General features: G+C 68.5%; 17 protein-coding genes. 9 read left to right on the top strand and 8 right to left on the bottom strand.

Annotated features, from left to right (window positions below; genetic code table 11):
- Nucleotides 1-43: 43 nt before the first annotated feature.
- Nucleotides 44-538 (top strand): lysoplasmalogenase family protein, encoded by a 495-nt coding sequence (locus tag E0H73_RS25305; protein ID WP_165555815.1) that lies wholly within the window; start codon nucleotides 44-46, stop codon nucleotides 536-538.
- Nucleotides 539-675: 137 nt separating this feature from the next.
- Entirely contained in the window at nucleotides 676-1,641 is a 966-nt protein-coding gene (locus E0H73_RS25300) for a glycerophosphodiester phosphodiesterase family protein (RefSeq protein WP_131360773.1), read from the top strand.
- A 76-nt stretch (nucleotides 1,642-1,717) separates the two neighbouring features.
- Here the strand turns inward: E0H73_RS25300 and E0H73_RS25295 are convergent, their stop codons facing one another.
- Together E0H73_RS25295 and E0H73_RS25290 are read right to left on the bottom strand one after the other, a co-directional pair.
- A complete protein-coding gene (locus E0H73_RS25295; protein ID WP_131360771.1) occupies nucleotides 1,718-5,344 on the bottom strand; it encodes a S8 family serine peptidase in 3,627 nt (1,208 codons plus the stop codon).
- A gap of 169 nt (nucleotides 5,345-5,513) precedes the next feature.
- Nucleotides 5,514-5,846 carry a PspC domain-containing protein gene (locus tag E0H73_RS25290; protein ID WP_131360769.1) on the bottom strand — a complete coding sequence of 111 codons (333 nt, stop codon included), beginning with the start codon at nucleotides 5,844-5,846 and terminating at the stop codon, nucleotides 5,514-5,516.
- A gap of 158 nt (nucleotides 5,847-6,004) precedes the next feature.
- Between E0H73_RS25290 and E0H73_RS25285 the strand changes: the two genes are divergently transcribed.
- A complete protein-coding gene (locus E0H73_RS25285; RefSeq protein ID WP_131360768.1) occupies nucleotides 6,005-6,340 on the top strand; it encodes an MmcQ/YjbR family DNA-binding protein in 336 nt (111 codons plus the stop codon).
- A 72-nt stretch (nucleotides 6,341-6,412) separates the two neighbouring features.
- Here the strand turns inward: E0H73_RS25285 and E0H73_RS25280 are convergent, their stop codons facing one another.
- Nucleotides 6,413-6,991, bottom strand: a complete 579-nt coding sequence (locus E0H73_RS25280; protein WP_131360766.1) for a GNAT family N-acetyltransferase — start codon at nucleotides 6,989-6,991, stop codon at nucleotides 6,413-6,415.
- A 232-nt stretch (nucleotides 6,992-7,223) separates the two neighbouring features.
- Here E0H73_RS25280 and groL point away from each other — a divergent pair, with 232 nt between their 5' ends.
- On the top strand, nucleotides 7,224-8,849 hold the full coding sequence (gene groL, locus E0H73_RS25275) for a chaperonin GroEL (RefSeq protein ID WP_131360764.1): 1,626 nt from the start codon (nucleotides 7,224-7,226) through the stop codon (nucleotides 8,847-8,849).
- Between the two features lie 97 nt (nucleotides 8,850-8,946).
- Here groL and E0H73_RS25270 read toward each other — a convergent pair whose 3' ends face one another.
- The gene (locus tag E0H73_RS25270) at nucleotides 8,947-9,930 is read right to left on the bottom strand and encodes a glycoside hydrolase family 6 protein (protein ID WP_202867556.1); all 984 of its coding nucleotides are present in this window, start codon (nucleotides 9,928-9,930) and stop codon (nucleotides 8,947-8,949) included.
- Between the two features lie 73 nt (nucleotides 9,931-10,003).
- Nucleotides 10,004-10,273 carry a guanyl-specific ribonuclease gene (locus E0H73_RS25265; RefSeq protein ID WP_131360762.1) on the bottom strand — a complete coding sequence of 90 codons (270 nt, stop codon included), beginning with the start codon at nucleotides 10,271-10,273 and terminating at the stop codon, nucleotides 10,004-10,006.
- A gap of 181 nt (nucleotides 10,274-10,454) precedes the next feature.
- Here E0H73_RS25265 and E0H73_RS25260 point away from each other — a divergent pair, with 181 nt between their 5' ends.
- Entirely contained in the window at nucleotides 10,455-11,387 is a 933-nt protein-coding gene (locus E0H73_RS25260) for a GNAT family N-acetyltransferase (RefSeq protein WP_131360761.1), read from the top strand.
- Between the two features lie 122 nt (nucleotides 11,388-11,509).
- Nucleotides 11,510-11,965 carry a hypothetical protein gene (locus tag E0H73_RS25255; protein WP_131360759.1) on the top strand — a complete coding sequence of 152 codons (456 nt, stop codon included), beginning with the start codon at nucleotides 11,510-11,512 and terminating at the stop codon, nucleotides 11,963-11,965.
- A 132-nt stretch (nucleotides 11,966-12,097) separates the two neighbouring features.
- On the opposite strand, the gene E0H73_RS25250 is transcribed toward E0H73_RS25255, so the two are convergent.
- Entirely contained in the window at nucleotides 12,098-13,294 is a 1,197-nt protein-coding gene (locus E0H73_RS25250; RefSeq protein ID WP_131360758.1) for an epoxide hydrolase family protein, read from the bottom strand.
- Nucleotides 13,295-13,522: 228 nt separating this feature from the next.
- Between E0H73_RS25250 and E0H73_RS25245 the strand changes: the two genes are divergently transcribed.
- From E0H73_RS25245 to E0H73_RS25235, 3 genes are all read left to right on the top strand, one after another.
- Complete coding sequence (locus E0H73_RS25245) at nucleotides 13,523-13,945, top strand: hypothetical protein (RefSeq protein ID WP_131360756.1); 423 nt, start codon at nucleotides 13,523-13,525, stop codon at nucleotides 13,943-13,945.
- 307 nt (nucleotides 13,946-14,252) lie between these two features.
- Nucleotides 14,253-14,942 carry a Crp/Fnr family transcriptional regulator gene (locus tag E0H73_RS25240; RefSeq protein ID WP_131360754.1) on the top strand — a complete coding sequence of 230 codons (690 nt, stop codon included), beginning with the start codon at nucleotides 14,253-14,255 and terminating at the stop codon, nucleotides 14,940-14,942.
- Nucleotides 14,926-15,723 carry an NADP-dependent oxidoreductase gene (locus tag E0H73_RS25235; RefSeq protein ID WP_165555814.1) on the top strand — a complete coding sequence of 266 codons (798 nt, stop codon included), beginning with the start codon at nucleotides 14,926-14,928 and terminating at the stop codon, nucleotides 15,721-15,723. Before E0H73_RS25240 ends, E0H73_RS25235 begins: the two co-directional genes overlap by 17 nt.
- A 466-nt stretch (nucleotides 15,724-16,189) precedes the next feature.
- On the opposite strand, the gene E0H73_RS25225 is transcribed toward E0H73_RS25235, so the two are convergent.
- Both E0H73_RS25225 and E0H73_RS25220 read right to left on the bottom strand, forming a co-directional pair.
- Entirely contained in the window at nucleotides 16,190-16,927 is a 738-nt protein-coding gene (locus E0H73_RS25225) for an FHA domain-containing protein (protein ID WP_131360751.1), read from the bottom strand.
- Nucleotides 16,924-18,201 (bottom strand): vWA domain-containing protein, encoded by a 1,278-nt coding sequence (locus E0H73_RS25220; RefSeq protein WP_131360749.1) that lies wholly within the window; start codon nucleotides 18,199-18,201, stop codon nucleotides 16,924-16,926. The genes E0H73_RS25225 and E0H73_RS25220 overlap by 4 nt, the downstream gene beginning before the upstream one ends.
- Between the last annotated feature and the right edge of the window lie 4 nt (nucleotides 18,202-18,205).

The raw sequence follows: 18,205 nt of genomic DNA, 5'->3' as shown, positions 1-18,205 counted from the left end.
AATTAATCGCAGCTGTGAACCACGAAGACGGCACCATCGGAGGATGCGAAAGGGATCGGGCTGGTTGGTCGCGTACTGGGTCCTGTCGGTGGCGCATCTGATCACGATCGCGATCGACGAGACCTGGTCGATGGTGCTGACCAAGGTCGCCCTGATGCCCACGCTCGCGATGTGGGTACGCACGCAGGGCGGACCGGTTGGCCTGCTCGTCGCACTGGCCGCGTCACTCGCCGGTGACTTCCTCCTGCAGATCGATCAGTTGCTGCCAGGCATGGTGGCGTTCGGCGTCGCACATGTCTGCTACATCGTGCTGTTCACTCGCCGTACGACGCACCGATCGCCTGTTGTGCTGGTGGCGTACATCGTCTTCTGGGCCGGTGCGCTGGCGCTGCTGTGGCCGGGACTGAGTGACGACCGGATCCCGGTGGCGGCCTACTCGTTGCTGGTGACTGCGACCGCGATCACGCCCTTATCTCGTCATGGCGACGTACTGCGTCGCGCAGTACCTGCTGTCCAGCAGCCTGGTGCCGCTGCGTGAGCCTGTGCCCCAGCACTAGCCCGCCGAATTGGTGACGGTCGGTACAGCTTTCGTATCTGCCCGCGCATCAAAAGACCTTCACCTTGCGTTGGGCAACGAGTTCCCGACGGGCCATGTCCGCCGCCTGTCCTGGATTCATGCTGGTGATCGCGCATCGGGGAGCGAGTGGCTACCGCCCGGAACACACGCCGGCGGCGTACCGCCTGGCCGCGGCCCAAGGGGCCGACTATCTGGAACCCGACCTGGTCGCGACTCTCGACGGCGTCCTGGTCTGCCGGCACGAGAACGAGATCTCCGGTACGACCGACGTCGCGGACCACCCGGTGTTCGCGGACCGGAGGATCACCAAGATCGTCGACGGGACCGCCGTCACCGGCTGGTTCGTCGAGGACTTCACCTACGACGAACTGCGGACCCTGCGGACGCGGGAGCGGATGCCCGGGCTGCGCGCGGCCAACACGGCGTACGACGGGCACGAGGAGATCCCCACGTTCGACGACGTGGTGGCGCTGGCGCGGGAGGAGTCGCTCCGGTACGGGCGGTCGATCGGTGTGATTCCGGAGATCAAGCACCCGGCGTACTTCCGGCGTCTCGGACTGCCGCTGGAGGAGCTGCTGACCGAGCGGATCCTGGCGCTGCGGCTGCGCGACGACGAGATCATGGTGCAGTCTTTCGAGCCGACCAGTCTGCGGCGGCTGTCGGTGATGACCCGGGTGCCTCTGGTGCAGTTGGTGGATGCTGACGGCGCCCCGAACGACTTCCGCCGGACCGGCGACGGCCGCACCTTCGCGGACCTGATCGAGCCGGCCGGTCTGCGCGAGGTGTCGACGTACGCGCAGGTGCTGGCGCCGCACAAGGACCTGGTCATCCCGCGGACTGCAACCGGCAACCTGGGGGAGCCGACCCGACTGGTCGACCAGGCCCACCGCGTCGGCCTGAACGTCCAGATCTGGACTTTCCGCGCCGAACGCCGCTTCCTCCCCAGGGCCCTCGACCTCCCCGCCGAACTCTGCCGCTTCGCCGCCCTAGGCATCCAAGGCGTCTTCGCCGACCACCCCGACATAGCCACCGCCACCCTCAAACAAACAGCCCTGAACGTCTAACCCTCCAGCTGCACGCGAGAAGAGTCGAGGGGTGGCGGCAGGGTGGGGGGCTCACCCTGCCGCCGGGGGAGGAGGGTTAGTGGAGGCGGTAGGCGTTGGTGAGGGTTTGGGTGATGGCGTTGCCGTCGGTGTCGGTGGCTTGGACCTTGAGGGAGACGGACTGGCCCTTCTGGGGATGGGTGTAGGTGGCCTGGTAGGAGCCGTGGTGGTTGCGGACCGAGGCTGGCTGCCAGGTGGCGCCGTTGTCGGAGGAGATCTGGACGGTCAGGTCGCGGATCGGTCCGGCGGTGGCGCCGGGTTGGTGGCCGACTGCCAGGTTCAGGGACACGCGCTGACCGAGCCGTGCGGTGTTGGCGAGGTCGAGGGCGCTGTGGCCGGAGTGGGCGTCGGTGACGTCGGTGTAGTCGACGTCGAGCAGCGGTAGGACCTTGCTGGCCGTTGCGACGGTGGTCGAGCCGAACGTCCACTCGGTATGGGCGTTGGTCGTCAGTCCGACGATGCTCCCGTTGTTGGCCACGTCGGACACGAGCCGATAGCGGCTGGAGGTTGCCGGGACCGGCACGTTGCCAACGGTGAAGCCGCCGTTGTAGACCTCGACGTCGTCGGCGTACAGCCTGGTGTTCACCGAGGCGCCTGGCAGCGACCGCGCCCAGTTCCCGGCGGCGTCGGTGAACGGCGCGTAGTCGAAGTCGATCACGTCGCCCCGCCGGTTGGTCGTGCCCTGGCTGTCGTTCCGGGCGCCGGCCGCGACGCCCGGCGAGTACGGCGCCTTGAGGAACTCCAGCTCGGCGTGCTCACCGCGGCGGTACGTCGGGAACTCCCGCGGCCGCACCAGGGTCTTCTTGGCGTAGAACTCCCAGGCCGTCGTCGCCTTCACGTCCCGGTCGGCCGTCACGTACGCCGTCCGCGTGTAGCCGGTCGTCGGCACCCAGTCCCCGACGGGCAAGGTGGAACAGCTGCAGGACGCGTTCGAGTGCTGGTTCAGGACCCAGCCGGCCCCCGCCGTACCGGTCCCGGAGGAGTAGATCCGGGTCGTGACCGTCGCCAGGTCGGACGAACGGTAGGACAGATCGCGCCCGACCTGACCCTGCTCGACGAAGCTGACGTCGTAGGCGTACGGCGAACGCGGTGTCTCGGTCAGCTCCATCCACGCCGACGGCTTGCGGGCCTCGGACCGCAGTCCGAGACCGTCGGATCGCGACAGCGCCAGCGTCACGACACCGGGACCGTAGAGGTGCGGAACCAGGTCTCCGTTCTTCGCGGGATAGACAGCCACAGCAACTGCCCCGGCGTCTGCCAACTGCTGGATCACCTCATCGACCGACCGGTCAGTGGGCTGCTGGATCAGCGCCACCGCCTCGGCCACCTGCTTCGGCTGGGCGTCGGCGTCCACCAGTCGGTACCGGTGCTTCCCGTCCGTGAGTGGGCCTCCGGCGTACGACGCGTTGACCCGTCCGCCACTGGACCGCGCCTGCAGTAGCGGTACGCCGGAATCCCAGGTCGTCATGACCGAGAAGCCTGCATCCGTGACCCGCTCGGTCGGCGACATGGACAGCCGCAGCGGCGTGCCCGTGGTCATGTCGGTCGTCCACTCGTCGTCGATCGCGTGGGTGTCTCCCGGGTCGCCCCGGCTCCAGCGCACCGCGACGGAGTGTGGGGCCGACGGCTTCGAGGTCGTCAGGGTCAGCGGCCGCGCGGTGCGGGCATCGAGCGTGACGGTGTAGTTCGGCGCGTGGACGGACAGCTTGGGCAGTCCGACGATGCTGACCTCGGCCACCGTGTCGCCGGAGCCGTCCGGTGTGGTGATGATGCCGAACACGTTGTAGTTGCCCTCGGGCAGCCGCAGCGTCCACTCCTGCTGGCTCGGTGAGAAGAGCAGATCCTCCGCGTAGTACCGCCCATCGGTCTCCTGGTACGGCGCGACGCGGGCCCGGCCGCTCGCCGGCTTGCCGTTGCGGTCGAGCAGACGAAGGGTCACGTCGACCGTGTCGTCCTGTTTCACGAAGCCGACCGTCGTTGCGAGCTCTACGCCGGGACCGGTCGCGGTGACCCGTCCGCTGTAGTCGTCGGCCTCCAGTGCGGTCGCATCCAGTGTCAGCGTGGCGTTGGCCGATGCGCCTGCCGCGATGGTGAGCGTGGCCGGAGTGACAGTCACGCCGGCGAGATCGGTGGACAGATCAAAGGTCACCGCAGTCTTGGAGTGGTTCTGATAGGTCAGTGTCTTCTGCTGCCGCAGTTGGTCGGCGCTGTACGGCCGAGTGATCTGCCCGAAGCTCAGCACGCCTTGGTCCACACTGATCTGCTGGGCGGTCGCCCGGGGGAGGTTGACCGCTCCGGCGCCGACGGCGAACGCGGTGCCGCGCTCGACCGGCGTGGCGCTGGAGGCAAGAGTTGCCTTGAGCAAGCTGGCCGACCATTCCGGGTGCTCCTGGTGAAGGACGGCAGCCGCTCCGGCGGCGTACGCAGCAGAAGCAGAGGTGCTGACGGCAGACGCGTAACCCCCACCCGGGTAGGCGCCGATGACGTTGTACGCCGGTGCCACCAGCTCGGGCTTGATGGCTCCGCGGTCCGCCATGACGCCGTGCCTGGCCTGGTCCCACCAGTTTCCGCTCTTTGAGCCGCCGACGGTGAGAGCAGCCGGAGCCGCGCCGGGTGCGACCACGTGCGTCGTGCCCGGTTCGGCATAGCCTTTGGAGCTCGTCGGTACGACGAACAGTGCGTCGGACTGCCGCCCGAGGTCGTCGACCGCTTGGGTCAGCGGGTCGTCGCCACGGGTGATGCTGCCGGCGACGTTGACGTCGATGACGTCTGCCCCCGACTCCACTGCCCACTGCATCCCGGCGATGGCCCAGGACTCATAGCCGGCACCGGTGTCGTCGAAGACCTTGCCCACCGCGAGGTGAGCGCCCGGGGCAGCACCGGCGTACTGTCCGTCGGACGCCGCGCCGCTGCCGGCGGCGAGCGATGCGGAGTGCGTGCCGCTGCCGAACTGGTCGTTGGTGTCGTTGCCGCCGGTGAAGTCGCGGGTCAGGTCGATCCGGCCGGCGAAGTCCGGGTGGGACGCGTCGATGCCGGTGTCGAGGACCGCGATCAGCGAACCCGTTCCGTCGTACCCGCTCGTGGTCTTCGTCGCAGCAGAGTTCTTGGTGCCTTTGGCGAGCTGCGTGCCGACCGGTCGCGTACGGGCGTCGAGCCAGATCTTCTCGACGTCGGACTGCTTCCCGATGCCGGCGAGGAGGCTGGTCCTGGCGTTCTTCGGCCGGCTGACGGCCTTGAAGGTCGCACCGGTGCGGTACGAGACGATCAGCGGGAGCGTGCTTCGCTCGTTGTCGCCGTACCCCTGGCGCACGAGCGCGCTGACGTTGAAGAGCCGCCGATCGAGTTTGCCGGCGGCCATCAGGCTCAGTGCCGAGGCCGGCTCGACGTACACGTCGCCGTCCTGCAGATACGTGTGGGTGCCGGCGCTGGGGCCGCCGGGCGCGGTGGCGACGACCCTGGCTTGCTGCTTGCCGTCGGCCAGGGTGTCGAGGCGTACGACGTCACCGGTCACCAGTGTGACCAGATCAGTCTTGGCGACCGCGGCTGACTGTTGCGGCGCGCCAGTGGGAGCGGCGGTGGGTGCGGCCGTGGCGCTGCCGGCTGTCACCGGCACAAGTGCCAGCGATCCGGCGAGGGCGAGGGCGGGAAGTAGTCGTGGGAGCACGCTTTGGAACGTAAGGAGCCCGGAGGGACACCGGCAATCGATCCGGCTGGCGAGAACTCGTCATGGCGGGAGTCGGTCGCCGATGCAGCACGGCAGGGTGACGGTGGTTGTGGTCACCCTGCCGTGCTGGGTCCCGGGCTGGCTGCGCCGGGGTGCGGCGCAGGGCGGGTCACGCCGCCGGGGGCTTGCTGTTGTTGTCGTCGTAGATGCGGGAGGCGATGTCGGCCTCCGGGGAGCTGGGCTGGTTCACGGACTGCTGGACGTTCTGCCAGACCGCCTTGCCGTCGGCCTCGGGGATCACGATCCACGCGACCGCGTAGCCGAGCAGCGCGGTGCCACCGGTGATCAGGGTCAGGCCGACGATGGCGAGACGGACCAGGGTCACGTCGATGTTGAAGTACTCCGCGAGTCCGCCGGAGACACCCGACAGCATCCGCTGGGACTTGGACCGGCGGAGGACCTTGCCGGAGAGGTTCTGGAACGGTGCGTTGGAGTTCGTCATGGCTCTACTCTCCCGCCGGGAGGCGGTCCGCCACATCAGGATCGGTACCGACCTGACCCCTGGCCTGACCCCGGGGTCCCTGATCCGGCGGCCCTTACCACTTTCGGCCCGGAGCAGCGGACGTTCGGACTGTCGGTGGCCGCCTTTACCGTCGGGGGATGGACGCGCAGACGGTGCTGAAGGTGATGCAGGCGTTGCCGGGGACCGAGGAGCACGAGGGCTGGGCCGGCCAGCCGGCCTTCAAGGTCCGCAAGAAGGGCTTCGCCTACATGTCCGAGGACGAGAGCAGGCTGATGCTCAAGGCGCTCCGCGAAGAGCAACAGGCACTGGTCGCGGAGAGCCCGGAGGTCTACTCACCGTCGTGGGAGGGCGGTAGGTTCGCCTGGCTGGAGATCGATCTGGCCGCGGCCGATGCCGATGAGGTGCAGGAGCTGATCACCGAGGCCTGGCGCCTGACCGCACCGAAGTTCCTGATCGCCCAGCTCGAGTCCTAGTCCGCCAGCACTCCTGCCAGGTCCTCGAACCACTCCCGAGGCCGCGGACCGCTCGCTGCCGGCTCCTCGAGATCAAGCTCGTCGCGAAGGTCTGAGTGTTCTGCGGACCAGGACCCACTGCGGGCTGGTGCGGCTGACCTCGCTGAAGCCGGCGTCCAGGAAGACGGACAGCGGGCCGCGGTACAGGTCGGCTGACGGAGTCCGGCCGGCGAGTGTGGTGTCGACGGCGCAGCCCTCCACGGACGGAGCGCCGTACTCGCGGGCCATGGCGACGGCGCCCGCCGCCAGCTCGCCTGCAACGCCCTTCCGGCGCTTCCCGACCGGTACGACGAAGCAGGTGATCACCCACGAGTCGGGGTGGTCCGTGCGCCAGTGCGGTGAGGCCAGGACCCGTGGGTACGACGTACGCGGGGCGACCGCACACCAGCCGATCGGCGTACCGCCGTCGTACGCAAGGACGCCGGGTGGTCGCTCACCGTGACACACCTGGGTGCGTAGCGCCTGGCGATTCTCATCCGGGGTGGTGTCGGACCAGGCACGGCCGCGGAGGCGGAAATACTGGCACAGGCAGCGTGACGGATCGCCGCGCTCGCCCATCACTGTTGCCACGTCCCGCCACGACTCCGGGCCCGCCGGTCGCACCTCCACCATGGGCTTACCGTAGCGAGGGCTGGCTTGCACTCGTTTGGGGCGAGTGCTAATACTTGGTTAGCACTCCATGGGTGAGAGTGATAATGCTCGTGCTCACGGAGTGGGACAGAAGACGGCCTCGATGAGGTGCTGGGACTGTGGCGGGACGTGACCGCCGCGCTGCCGGCGCCGTCCGTCGCGGGCATCCGGCCGGCTGAACCACCAAGACTCGACGCGGGAGGACTCGCGGAGAATGCCCAAGCTGATTTCTTTCAATGAAGAGGCGCGCCGCGGCCTCGAGCGGGGTATGAACACCCTCGCCGACGCCGTCAAGGTGACGCTTGGCCCGAAGGGCCGCAACGTCGTCCTGGAGAAGAAGTGGGGCGCCCCCACGATCACCAACGACGGTGTCTCCATCGCCAAGGAGATCGAGCTCGAGGACCCGTACGAGAAGATCGGGGCCGAGCTCGTCAAGGAAGTTGCCAAGAAGACCGACGACGTCGCGGGTGACGGCACCACCACCGCCACCGTGCTGGCTCAGGCTCTCGTCCGCGAGGGGCTGCGCAACGTCGCCGCCGGCGCCAACCCGATGGGCCTGAAGAAGGGCATCGAGAAGGCGACCGAGGCGGTCAGCGAGCAGCTGCTCAAGCTGGCCAAGGACGTCGAGACCCGCGAGCAGATCGCGTCGACCGCGTCCATCTCGGCCGCTGACAACCAGGTCGGCCAGATCATCGCCGAGGCGATGGACAAGGTCGGCAAGGAAGGCGTCATCACCGTCGAGGAGAGCAACACCTTCGGCCTCGAGCTCGAGCTCACCGAGGGCATGCGCTTCGACAAGGGCTACATCTCGCCGTACTTCGTGACTGACACGGAGCGGATGGAAGCGGTCCTCGACGACCCGTACATCCTGATCGTCAACAGCAAGATCTCGAGCATCAAGGACCTGGTCCCGGTGCTGGAGAAGGTCATGCAGACCGGCAAGTCCCTGGCCATCATCGCCGAGGACATCGAGGGCGAGGCCCTGGCCACCCTGGTCGTCAACAAGATCAAGGGCACCTTCAAGGCCGTCGCCGTCAAGGCGCCGGGCTTCGGTGACCGCCGCAAGGCCATGCTGGTCGACATCGCCGTCCTGACCGGCGGCGAGGTGATCTCCGAGGAGGTCGGTCTCAAGCTCGACTCCGTCGACCTGGAGCTGCTCGGCCAGGCCCGCAAGATCGTCGTCACCAAGGACGAGACGACCATCGTCGAGGGCGAGGGTGACGCCGACCAGATCGCCGGCCGGGTGAACCAGATCCGCGCCGAGATCGAGAAGTCGGACTCCGACTACGACCGCGAGAAGCTGCAGGAGCGGCTGGCCAAGCTGGCCGGTGGCGTTGCCGTGATCAAGGTCGGCGCGGCCACCGAGGTCGAGCTGAAGGAGCGCAAGCACCGCATCGAGGACGCCGTTCGCAACGCGAAGGCGGCCGTCGAGGAGGGCATCGTCGCCGGTGGTGGCGTGGCTCTGATCCAGGCGTCCGTGGCGGCGTTCGAGAAGCTGGAGCTCGAGGGTGACGAGGCGACCGGAGCGCAGATCGTGCGCCACGCCGTCGAGTCCCCGCTGAAGCAGATCGCGATCAACGCCGGCCTCGAGGGCGGCGTTGTGGTGGAGAAGGTCCGCAACCTCCCGACCGGACACGGCCTGAACGCCGCGACCGGCGAGTACGTCGACCTGATCGCGACCGGCATCATCGACCCGGCCAAGGTGACTCGCTCGGCGCTGCAGAACGCGGCGTCGATCGCGGCCCTGTTCCTCACCACCGAGGCCGTCATCGCCGACAAGCCGGAGAAGGTCTCGGCCGCTCCGGGTGGCGCGCCCGACATGGGCGGCATGGACTTCTGAGGTAGGAAGTTCGACAGCGCACAGCAGGACAAAAGCGGTCCCGGGTTCCCACCCGGGACCGCTTTCTGTTGTGAGTGGGGTGAAGTCAGGCGTTTGTTCAGGTGCCGGTGATGAGGTGGGTGGCCAGGACGGGGGAGAAGGTGCCGAGAGGGATGGTTGGGGTGGGGCCGCAGAGCCCGTCGGACGTGCCGGGCGTGGTGAGCCAGAGCAGAAGGTCGGCGGGTGTGCCGGCCGTGAAGGCGGCCTGGTCGGGTGCGGCGCCAACCTGCGTGGGGGCGCCCAGCTTTCGGCCGGTGGGGTTGCACCAACTTCCGTTGGAGCCGTTACCGTTGCGGCTGGTGTCGATGACGAACTCACCGGCACCGCCGAGCGCCGCCTTGATCGCGGTGCCCCTCGCCTCCGACTCCTCGGTCGTGTAGTAGTTCGAGACGTTCAGCGCGAAGCCGCGGACCTTGCCGATGTCGACCAGCCGCAGCCGCCGTGCCATCTCCTTGGTCTCGAGCGTGGTCGCCGTACCGGCATCCAGATAGGCCCACGTGTTCGGGTTCTTCGTCGCGAACTGGTTGGCGGCGTACTTGAGCAGCGCGATCCGCGCCGGCCGGTCCTTCCTCGGCAGGCAGTCGAGCCGTGCCAGCGCATCCGGCTCGATCACCACGATCGCCGGCCGCGCACCGATGCCGTCGGAGAACTGGCTGATCCAGGTCCGGTACGCCGACGGCGACTCGGCACCACCACTCCAGCGACCACCACAGTCGCGACCCGGAATGTTGCCCGCGACAAGCACCGGCAGCTTGTCCAGCTTGTCGGCAGCCGTGGTGTACGCGGTCACGGCCTGCTTGACGTCACCGCTCGTACCACCGAACCACCGCGCACCCGCCTGGTCTGCGATCCTGGTCTTGATCTCGGTCGCACCCGGGTGCCGCCGTACAAAGCGGGCCGCGCTGGAATCCGGATCGACGTAGAAACCGCTGGTCAGCTTCAGTGGGTTGCCGGTCGCGACGGCCAGCCCGGGTGCGGGCCGGCCGCCGGCGACCAGTCCGACGGCGAGCAGGCCGATCACGACCGTACGCAGGGTCGACATCGAGGATGAGTCCTTCCGTCAGGGGCGGGAATGGTTACTCAACGTGTCGACGACAGTACCGTCGGAGTGAGGACTAGCTCTCCTCGTCGACCTCGCAGAACGACGCATAGTGGTCGGCGGTGTAGTAGAGGTGCGCAGGGTCTGTGGTCGCGCCGCCGCCGATCAGCCGGCGCGCGCCGCGGTCGGGGGAGCCGGGCGTCTTCACGGTGTACTCGTGGTAGTAGCCGGTCGACTCGTCGGGCAGGATGCCCTCCCGGTTCTGGAACACGGTGCCGTCCTGGGGATACGGGAACGGCCCACCGGAGTGGATGAGTTCGAGCGTGTCGGAAGCCTGCGAAGGCATACATCCCAACTGTGAATAACGGTTGGACTATGACCCCGTGCAGGCCCTAATGTCTGGCCCGGCGAGAGAGATCCGGAGCGGAAGGGGCAGCCGATGAGTACACCGACTTGTTTCCCGGCGCGTCCGATCCGCTCGCACAGCTCGCACTGAGCGGAGCAGCGCGCCTCCTGCTGGAGGATTCGTGACCATCCGCACCACCGTCGAGGCCGACCTCGACACCATCCTCGCTCTGATCGAGCAGAAGTCCGTCAACACCGTGACGGCCGAGCGCTACCGTGAATACGTTGCCGGCGGCATGTATCGCGACCAGTGGACCTGGGTCGTCGAAGAGGACGGCGCCATCCAGGCCCTCGCCATCTGGTGGGGAGCACCGAACGACGAGCACCCGTTCAGCATCGACGGCCTCTACTACGTCGGCGACGGCGATCCCGTCCCGGTCTGGACGGCCCTGGTCGAGGCAGGCCTGAAGTCGCGGCCGGCCGACGCCGAGCTGCCGGAGTACCACTTCTTCCTGGACGCCGACTGGCAGGACCATCCCGAGGTCGTGGCCGCGCTGGAGCCGCGTCGGCAGGCGGTCGCCGCGCTCGGACTGACCGAGATCACCGACCGGCTGCGGTACGAGTGGAAGCCGGAGTACGGACTGCCCGAGCGGTCCACCCGGCTGCGGTTCGAACCGGCCGACGACGAGGCGTTCGTCCAGGTGTTCGCGCGCGTCAGCGAGGGCAGCCTGGACGCTGCGACTGCGCGGGAGATCGCGCGGCTCGGGGTCGAGGGAGCAGCTCGTGACGACCTCGCCTTGTACAAGTCGATGCCAGGGGACCGGGACTGGTGGCGGCTCGGGTACGACGCCGACGGCAAGCTGATCGGGTTCGCGATCCCGTCGGCCAACGCGGGCGGCCCTGTCGTCGGTTACCTGGGTGTGGTGCCCGAGCACCGCAGGCGCGGGTACATCGATGACTTGCTTGCCGAGATCACCCACCTGCTGGCCGAGACCGGCGCCGAGCACATCCGCGCGGACACCGACTTCGGCAACGTTCCGATGGCCAAGAGCTTCGAACGCCTGGCATATCGGAACTTCGCGGTCCGCAGAGTGCTGTCCTTCCCGGAGGTCTGAGCGCTGCCCCTCGGCGTTCCCAACTGGGTGCGCCGAGGGGCAGACGGCCGCCGTTCCGGCCCCTATGCTCCCTGACATGTCGGAGAGCTCCGGTGCCTGCCCGGAGCCGGGGAGGCACGGCGATGCGTGACATCGCGCTCATCCTGCACATCGTCGCGGGAGTCCTGGCGGTGGTGTTCGGCCCGCTCGCGATCGTGCTCACGTTGCGGCGGCACGGGCTGACCTGGGCCGGCGAGGTCTACCACTGGGCGATCGCACTGGTCTGCCTGACCGCGCTCGTGCTGGTGCCGTACGACTGGTCGCAGTTGTGGGTGTTCTGGCCGATCTCGGTCGCGACGTACCTGTTCGTGTACCTGGGCCAGCGGGCCGCCGAAGCACCCGGCGGTCTGTGGTACCGCGGGGTGCTGCGCGGGTACGGCGGTGGCTGGATCGCCTTGTGGACAGCGATTGTGGTGGTCAGCCTGCCGCACCAGGCCTGGTCCTGGGCGATGCCGATCATCGTCGGCTCCGCCGTCATCGAATGGCTCTGCTTCAAGCCGTCACCAGGCTGGACCCACGAACCCCAGCCCGGCAACTAAACGCGCTTGTAGAGGTTGCGGACATCGCCATACACCGGCGCCTGCTTCCAGAACCTGAACCCGAGCTTCTGACAGCCCTTCTGCGAGGGAAGGTTGTCCGGAGCGATGATCGCGAGCAGTTCCTGAGTCCGATCAGCGAAGTGGTTTGAAGAAGGATTGCAGGTCTGAGGTCAGGAGGTCGGGGACTTCCATCGCCGCGAAGTGGCCGCCGCGCTCGTACTCGTTCCAGTGCTCGATCTTGCCGGCCGGGTCGGCCAGGCTGCGGATCGCGCTCTCGGCACCGAACACCGCGACTCCGGTCGGAGGCCCGCTGACCTCGTGGCCGCCCCAGCCTTCCGAGTCACCTTGCGCCTGCTGCGCGACCATCGCCTTCCAAGCCCGCATACCGTCGTACACCGCATGTGCCGTCGACGCGCCGGAGCCGGTGAACCAGTACAGGCTGATGTTGGTCAGCAACTGATCCCGGTCGACTGCGTCGGTCGGCAGCGGGTGGATCGGGTCGGTCCACTCCGCGAACTTCTCCACGATCCAGGCGAGCTGCCCGATCGGCGAGTCGTTCAGCGAGTACGCCAGCGTCTGCGGCCGCGTCGACTGCAGCACCAGGTAGCCGAAGCCCTCGTCCAGCATCGTGTTGAACCGCTCCGCTCGCGCCTGATCCGACTCCGACAACCCGTCCAACGACAGCGGTTCCCCGAACGGCGTACCGGCTGTCACTCCAGCCAGGTGTACGCCGACCACGTGCGCCGGATCCACCATCGCCAGCATCCCCGCGACACCCGATCCGGCGTCCGTGCCGTGGGCGGCGTACCGCTCGTACCCGAGCCGGCTCATCAGCTCGGCCCACATCTGCGCCACCCCGAACAGGTTGAATCCACCCGGTCCGAGCGGCGTGGAGAACCCGTAGCCAGGCAGCGACGGTACGACGACGTGGAACGCGTCAGCCGGATCCCCGCCATACGCCGCCGGGTCGGTCAGCCGGCCGATCATTTGCTGGAACTCCACCGGCGACCCCGGCCACCCGTGCGTCAGAATCAGCGGCAACGCATCCGGCGACGAGGACCGCTGGTGGAAGAAGTGGATCCGCTGACCGTTGATCTCGGTCATGAACTGCGGAAGCTCGTTGAGCGCAGCCTCGGCGGTGCGCCAGTCGTAGTCGTTGGCCCAGTACTCGGCCAGCTCCTTCAGGTAGCTGACCGGAACCCCGCGGCTCCAGTCGTCCACCGGCGGGGTGGCCGGCCAGCGCGCGTTGGTCAGCCGCGCCTTGAGGTCATCCACCTCCGCCTGCGAGATCTCGATCCGGAAGGGCCTGATGTCCGTGTTCGTCGTCATACCTACACGCTACGAACCATTGCGGCGAGCTCCCTTCCGCAATAGCAAACGTCTTTCTGGGAAGAGGTGTTGCCCCCACGCCTCCGCTACACGCGCTCCTGCCGTCGCGTGCTCGCGGTCGCTGCCTCCCGCCGCGCTGCAACAAGCTGCAAAAGGGTTCCGCGGTAGGGGATTGCCGGAGCAGAGTGTCCCGACGATGTGTTCGGCGACTCGAAGGAGCAGGACTCGATGCGTAAGTCTCTTGCCACTGGTACCGGATTGCTCGCGATCCTCATGACTGTCGCGGGAACCGCCTCGGCGGCCCAAGCAGCTTCGACGGCCTACCCGACGGCCCCGTACGAGGCACCCTACGGCGCCACCTACACGAAGGGGACCATCACGTTCTACAACCGTGCGGCGATGGTGGACGGCGTACAGCGGGCGTTGGACACGAGCGGCTGCCGCCAGTCGATCGCCAAGAGCTACAGCGGTTCGACGCTCCTTGACACCACCTACAGCCAAGTGACCTGCTACAGCAAGGTTGAGGAGGTCCACCTGTATGTGAATGCCGATGTGGTCGGCGGCGCCACCTCAGTGCGGGTCAGCCTGAACAACGTCGCCTCAGACGGCACCGTGACCGAGCTGGCCTGGGACTCGGTCCCCCGGCCCTGATCCGGGCGAACCTGTTGGAGCGGTTCACCGTCGACGAGCAGCACGCCGACGAGCTGCGGGGACCGGCCTGATGCCACCGCCGGTCGGCGAGCTGGTGACCTACGGCGGTGTTGAAAGCGGTGAACTCGCTCCGCAGCAGCGCCCCGGAGCTGCGGCTTGGTAACGGATCTGGGAGCGACAACCTGGACCTGGATGCAATACCAGAGAGAGCGGCACCGTGCGATTCGCGCCGACCGTTCCCGGCTCGCGTTGCTCGCCTGCCTCGCCCGGCTTGTCGGAGGCGGCGGGTGGATGATGTTGTGAACGTATGAGTGAATTCGAGCGCTTCCTGGCCCAGCTCCCCGCGGCCGAAGCTGCTCGCGGACGCGAGGTGTTCCGGCCTGCGCGGGTCGAACGGGGTGAGCTGATGGTTCGGGCCGGAGACCGGCCCGATCGGGTCGGATTCGTTGAGCGTGGGCTGTTCCGGCTGTACGCCACCGACCCCGCAGGGACCGAGCGGACGATGGGATTCCGCGCCGAGGGCGAGCTCGTCTGCGCGTACAGCGCGGCGCTGCGCAAGGAGGCTTCGCAGCTCACGATCGAGGCGCTCGAGCCCGCTGACCTCATGGTCGCCCCGCGGTCTGGGTACGACGCGATGGTCGCGGCGAACCCGGGCTGGCAGCAGCTCGTCGCCCGGCTCACGGAGGAGCTCTACCTTCGCGTCGAACAACGGCACAGCGAGCTCCTGCTGACCGACGCGACCGCGCGGTATCAGCAGTTCCTCGCCGACCACGGCGCTCTCGCGAACCGGCTGACCCAGCGCCAGATCGCGTCGTACGTCGGTGTCACGCCGGAGGCACTGAGCCGGATCCGTCGGCGATTGATCTCGATCAACGACGAGCGGCCCGATGCTGCCTACGGTCGGGAACATGACGACGATGCGCGTGATGGCAACCGACCGAGTCGGCCCCGGAGCGGTCCTGCGACCGCACACCCTTCCGGTGAGGCGGCCGGCTGACGGCGAGGTCCTGATCAAGGTCATGGCCGCGGCGGTCAACCAGGCCGACCTCGGCATGGTGGCCGGGAACTACCGCTGGTACGACGAACTCCGGCTGCCGCTCGTCCCCGGGTACGACGTGGCCGGTGTGGTCGAGGCGGGCGACTGGGAGGCCGGGGCTGCGGTGATCGCGAGCACCGGTCATTCCAGGACGCAGGTTGGTGGCTATGCGGAGTATGTGACGCTTCCGGCGGCACACCTGGCGGCGGCGCCGGCGAACCTCGACTGGGTCGAGGCCGCCACGTTGCCGCTGGCCGCACTCACCGCCCACCAGGCGCTCGACCTTCTCGATCTCGGCGCCGGCCAGACGCTCTTGGTCAATGGAGCGCGTGGTGCGGTCGGCCGGTTCGCGGCTGAACTCGCGGTTGCCCGGGGAATCACCGTGCTCACGCCGGACTCGACGACCACGCCCGTACCCTCGTCAGCCGACGCCGCCCTCGATGTCGTCGGTGGTCCGAGGGCTCGCGCGGCGTTCGCTGCGGTCCGCGATGGCGGCAGGTATGTCACGGCGGTTCCGGAGTTCTGGGTGCCCGGCGGTCAGTTCACTGCTGAGCGTGGCATCGAGCCCACGATCGTCCGTGCCGAGCCTGACGGCCGGCGCCTGGATGAGATCGCGCGCGCCGCCGAGGCCGGCCAGATCAGCACGACCGAGGCCAAGACCTTCGCCCTTACCGAGGCCGCCGAAGCCCTTGACCTGCTGAGAGCGGGAGGCGTCCGCGGCAAGCTCGTTCTGATCCCTTGACCTTCACCGGCGACGGCCCGATTCCACGGGTGCGACTGTCCGGCAGCGCGACTCCCATGATGCGGGCCCGCCCCGGGCGATCGATCCAGACTCCGGACCGGGCCCCGATCCAGACTCCGCACCGAGCCCCGAACCAGAGTGCGGGTCGAGCCCCGATGCAGGGTGCGAACCACCCCCCCGATCGCCGGTGCTGTCTGCCTCCCGATCCATGGTGCGGACGGCCCGATCGCCGTTCGGTCCGCCTCCCGATCCACGGTGCGGACCGCCCGGGAGAGACGGAGTGCTGCCGATTTACGGGCTGGCGTATCCAGTGGCAGTCGACAAGCCGGGCGACGCAGGAGTCCGGCGCAAGCAAGGAAGGGGCGGCTGGGAGCGGTTGCGAGCACGCACGGCGGGAGCGCGCGTAGCGGCCGCGTCGGGCTGAACCTCCAACCACCGTCCCCCCGCGTCGGGCTCCCGACAAACCTCAGGCCTGGCCGGCGCGTTCCTCGGGAGTGGACTTGCGGACGACGAGGCGGGTCCAGGCGCCGACGTACACGCGGTCGTCCGGGTTGAGTTCACGCCGCTGCCCAGGAGAGATCGGGTCCTCGGGCAGCGGTCCGGATGCGGGCCCGACATACGTCCCGTTGGAGGACTGCAGGTCCTCGACCCACCAGCGCTGACCGTCAGTTGTGAGCTGAGCCTGCCGCCGGCTGACCCCGGTGTCGTCTCCGCAGTCGACCTCGGGCGTGATGCCGCGGCTCCGCGACGGGCGGCCGACCAGCACGCTCTTGTCGTTCAAAGGGATCACGACAGGCAACCCCGGTGACGGACACGGGTCGTCGCTCTGCTGTACGGCGTACCAGTCCGGATCAACCCACCGCTCAACGACCCACTCGGCAACCTCGGCAGGCGGGCCCGGCGGCATCGGCGGGACAGGCGCGCCAGGCGCCGACAGGTCGAGCGAGGACGCGGCGCGCGGCATGGTGCCGGTGGTGAAGTCGTAGCCGCAGCTCTCGCAGAACAAGGCGTCCGTGGCAGCCGGCTCCGAGCAGTTCGGGCACGTCTGAGCCGCCACAGCGGGCGCAGGCGAAGGCGCGGCAACGGCCGGCGCCGGCACCGAGGCTCCAGCCGGAGTCGCAGCAGTGCCGATCGGCAGGCCGCAGACGTCGCAGTAGTCGGTCGAGGTGGACGGGTGTCCGCTCGGACAGTTGACCGTGCTCATTTCTTCACCCGAGTGGTCTTGGTGGAGGCCGTATCGAGGGCCATCTCGTCGGCCTTCTCGACGGTCCGCTTCAGCCGCACGGTACCCGCCTCCTGGTCGTCGATGTCGACCACCTTGCGCAGCCGCGTGGTCGCTTCCTCGTTGCCGGTCTGCGCCGCCAGCTGGACGGCCCGGCCGAGCTTGGTGGTCGCGGTCTCGGTGTCGCCGGCGGCCTTCGCGGCCAGGCCTTCCTGGATCGCGTCGGCCAGCTCGGTCTGCCCGGTGTAGTGCGCGACCTCGGGGCTGATCCGCGTGGTCAGCGCCTCGTCCGCAGACCACAACGCCTTGACCAGACCCTGTGCGACCACGTCGGCGCCGAGGACCAGCTGCACCCGGGCGGCCAGCTGCTCCTGCCCGATCCCCTTCGCAGCAAGCCGGATCGCGACGTGGTAGTCACGCGACTCGTCACCCCACGAGCCGGTCGGGTACGAGCCGGTCAGCGGGTTGATCGCCGTACGGCGTGACGTCAGGTCCTCAACGGTCGGCGCGACCTGCCGGACGAACAGCACCTCCGCACCCTGCGGAGCCCAGACCCGCAGGTCGGCCTGCGCGACACCGCGGCTCATCGCGTTCTGGATCAGCTTGGAGAACTCGGCCGCCAGCTGGTCCGGCGCCGGGATGATGTCGACGGTGCCGAGTAGCGCTTGCGCGATCCGCCGTACCTCGTCGACCTGCCAGGCCACGCCGACACCGCGGGTGTCGCACTGGAACTGGCCGGTGACCGCCTTGATGGTCTCGGTGAGTACTTCGGGTGTCTCGTGCTGGTTCTCGCCGTCGGTGAGCAGGATCGCGTGCTTCTGGGTCAGCGACGGCACGGTCGCGAACACCCGCGACGCCAGCCGCAGCCAGGTGCCCATCGCGGTGCCGCCGTCGGCGTAGAACCGGGCCACCGCGTCCTTGGCCGCCTGCCGGGTGAACTGGTCCATCTTCATCATCACCGGCTCCGGCGAGGGCGGGAACGCCAGCTGCGCGCGGTCGTTGCCGGAGATGACCGCGAACCAGACGCCGTCGAGGATCTGGTCGAGCGCGGTCTGCGCGGCGGCCCCGGCGGCCCGGACGCCGTCGGCGCCCATCGAGCCGGAGGTGTCGACGATGATGATCTCGCCGGCGTCACCGCTGCCGGACTGCCCGGCCGCGCCGGCGCCGCTGCAGTTCACCGTGACGATCGCGTGTACGTCGGTCCCGCCGTCCGGCAGGAACTCGTTCTGGTAGACGGTGGCGGAGAACTCAGCCATCTCG

Source organism: Kribbella pittospori, from assembly GCF_004331465.1.
Lineage (GTDB): Bacteria > Actinomycetota > Actinomycetes > Propionibacteriales > Kribbellaceae > Kribbella > Kribbella pittospori.
The sequence above is the reverse complement of the archived record's forward strand: the minus strand, read 5'-3'. Positions and strand labels throughout refer to the sequence as shown.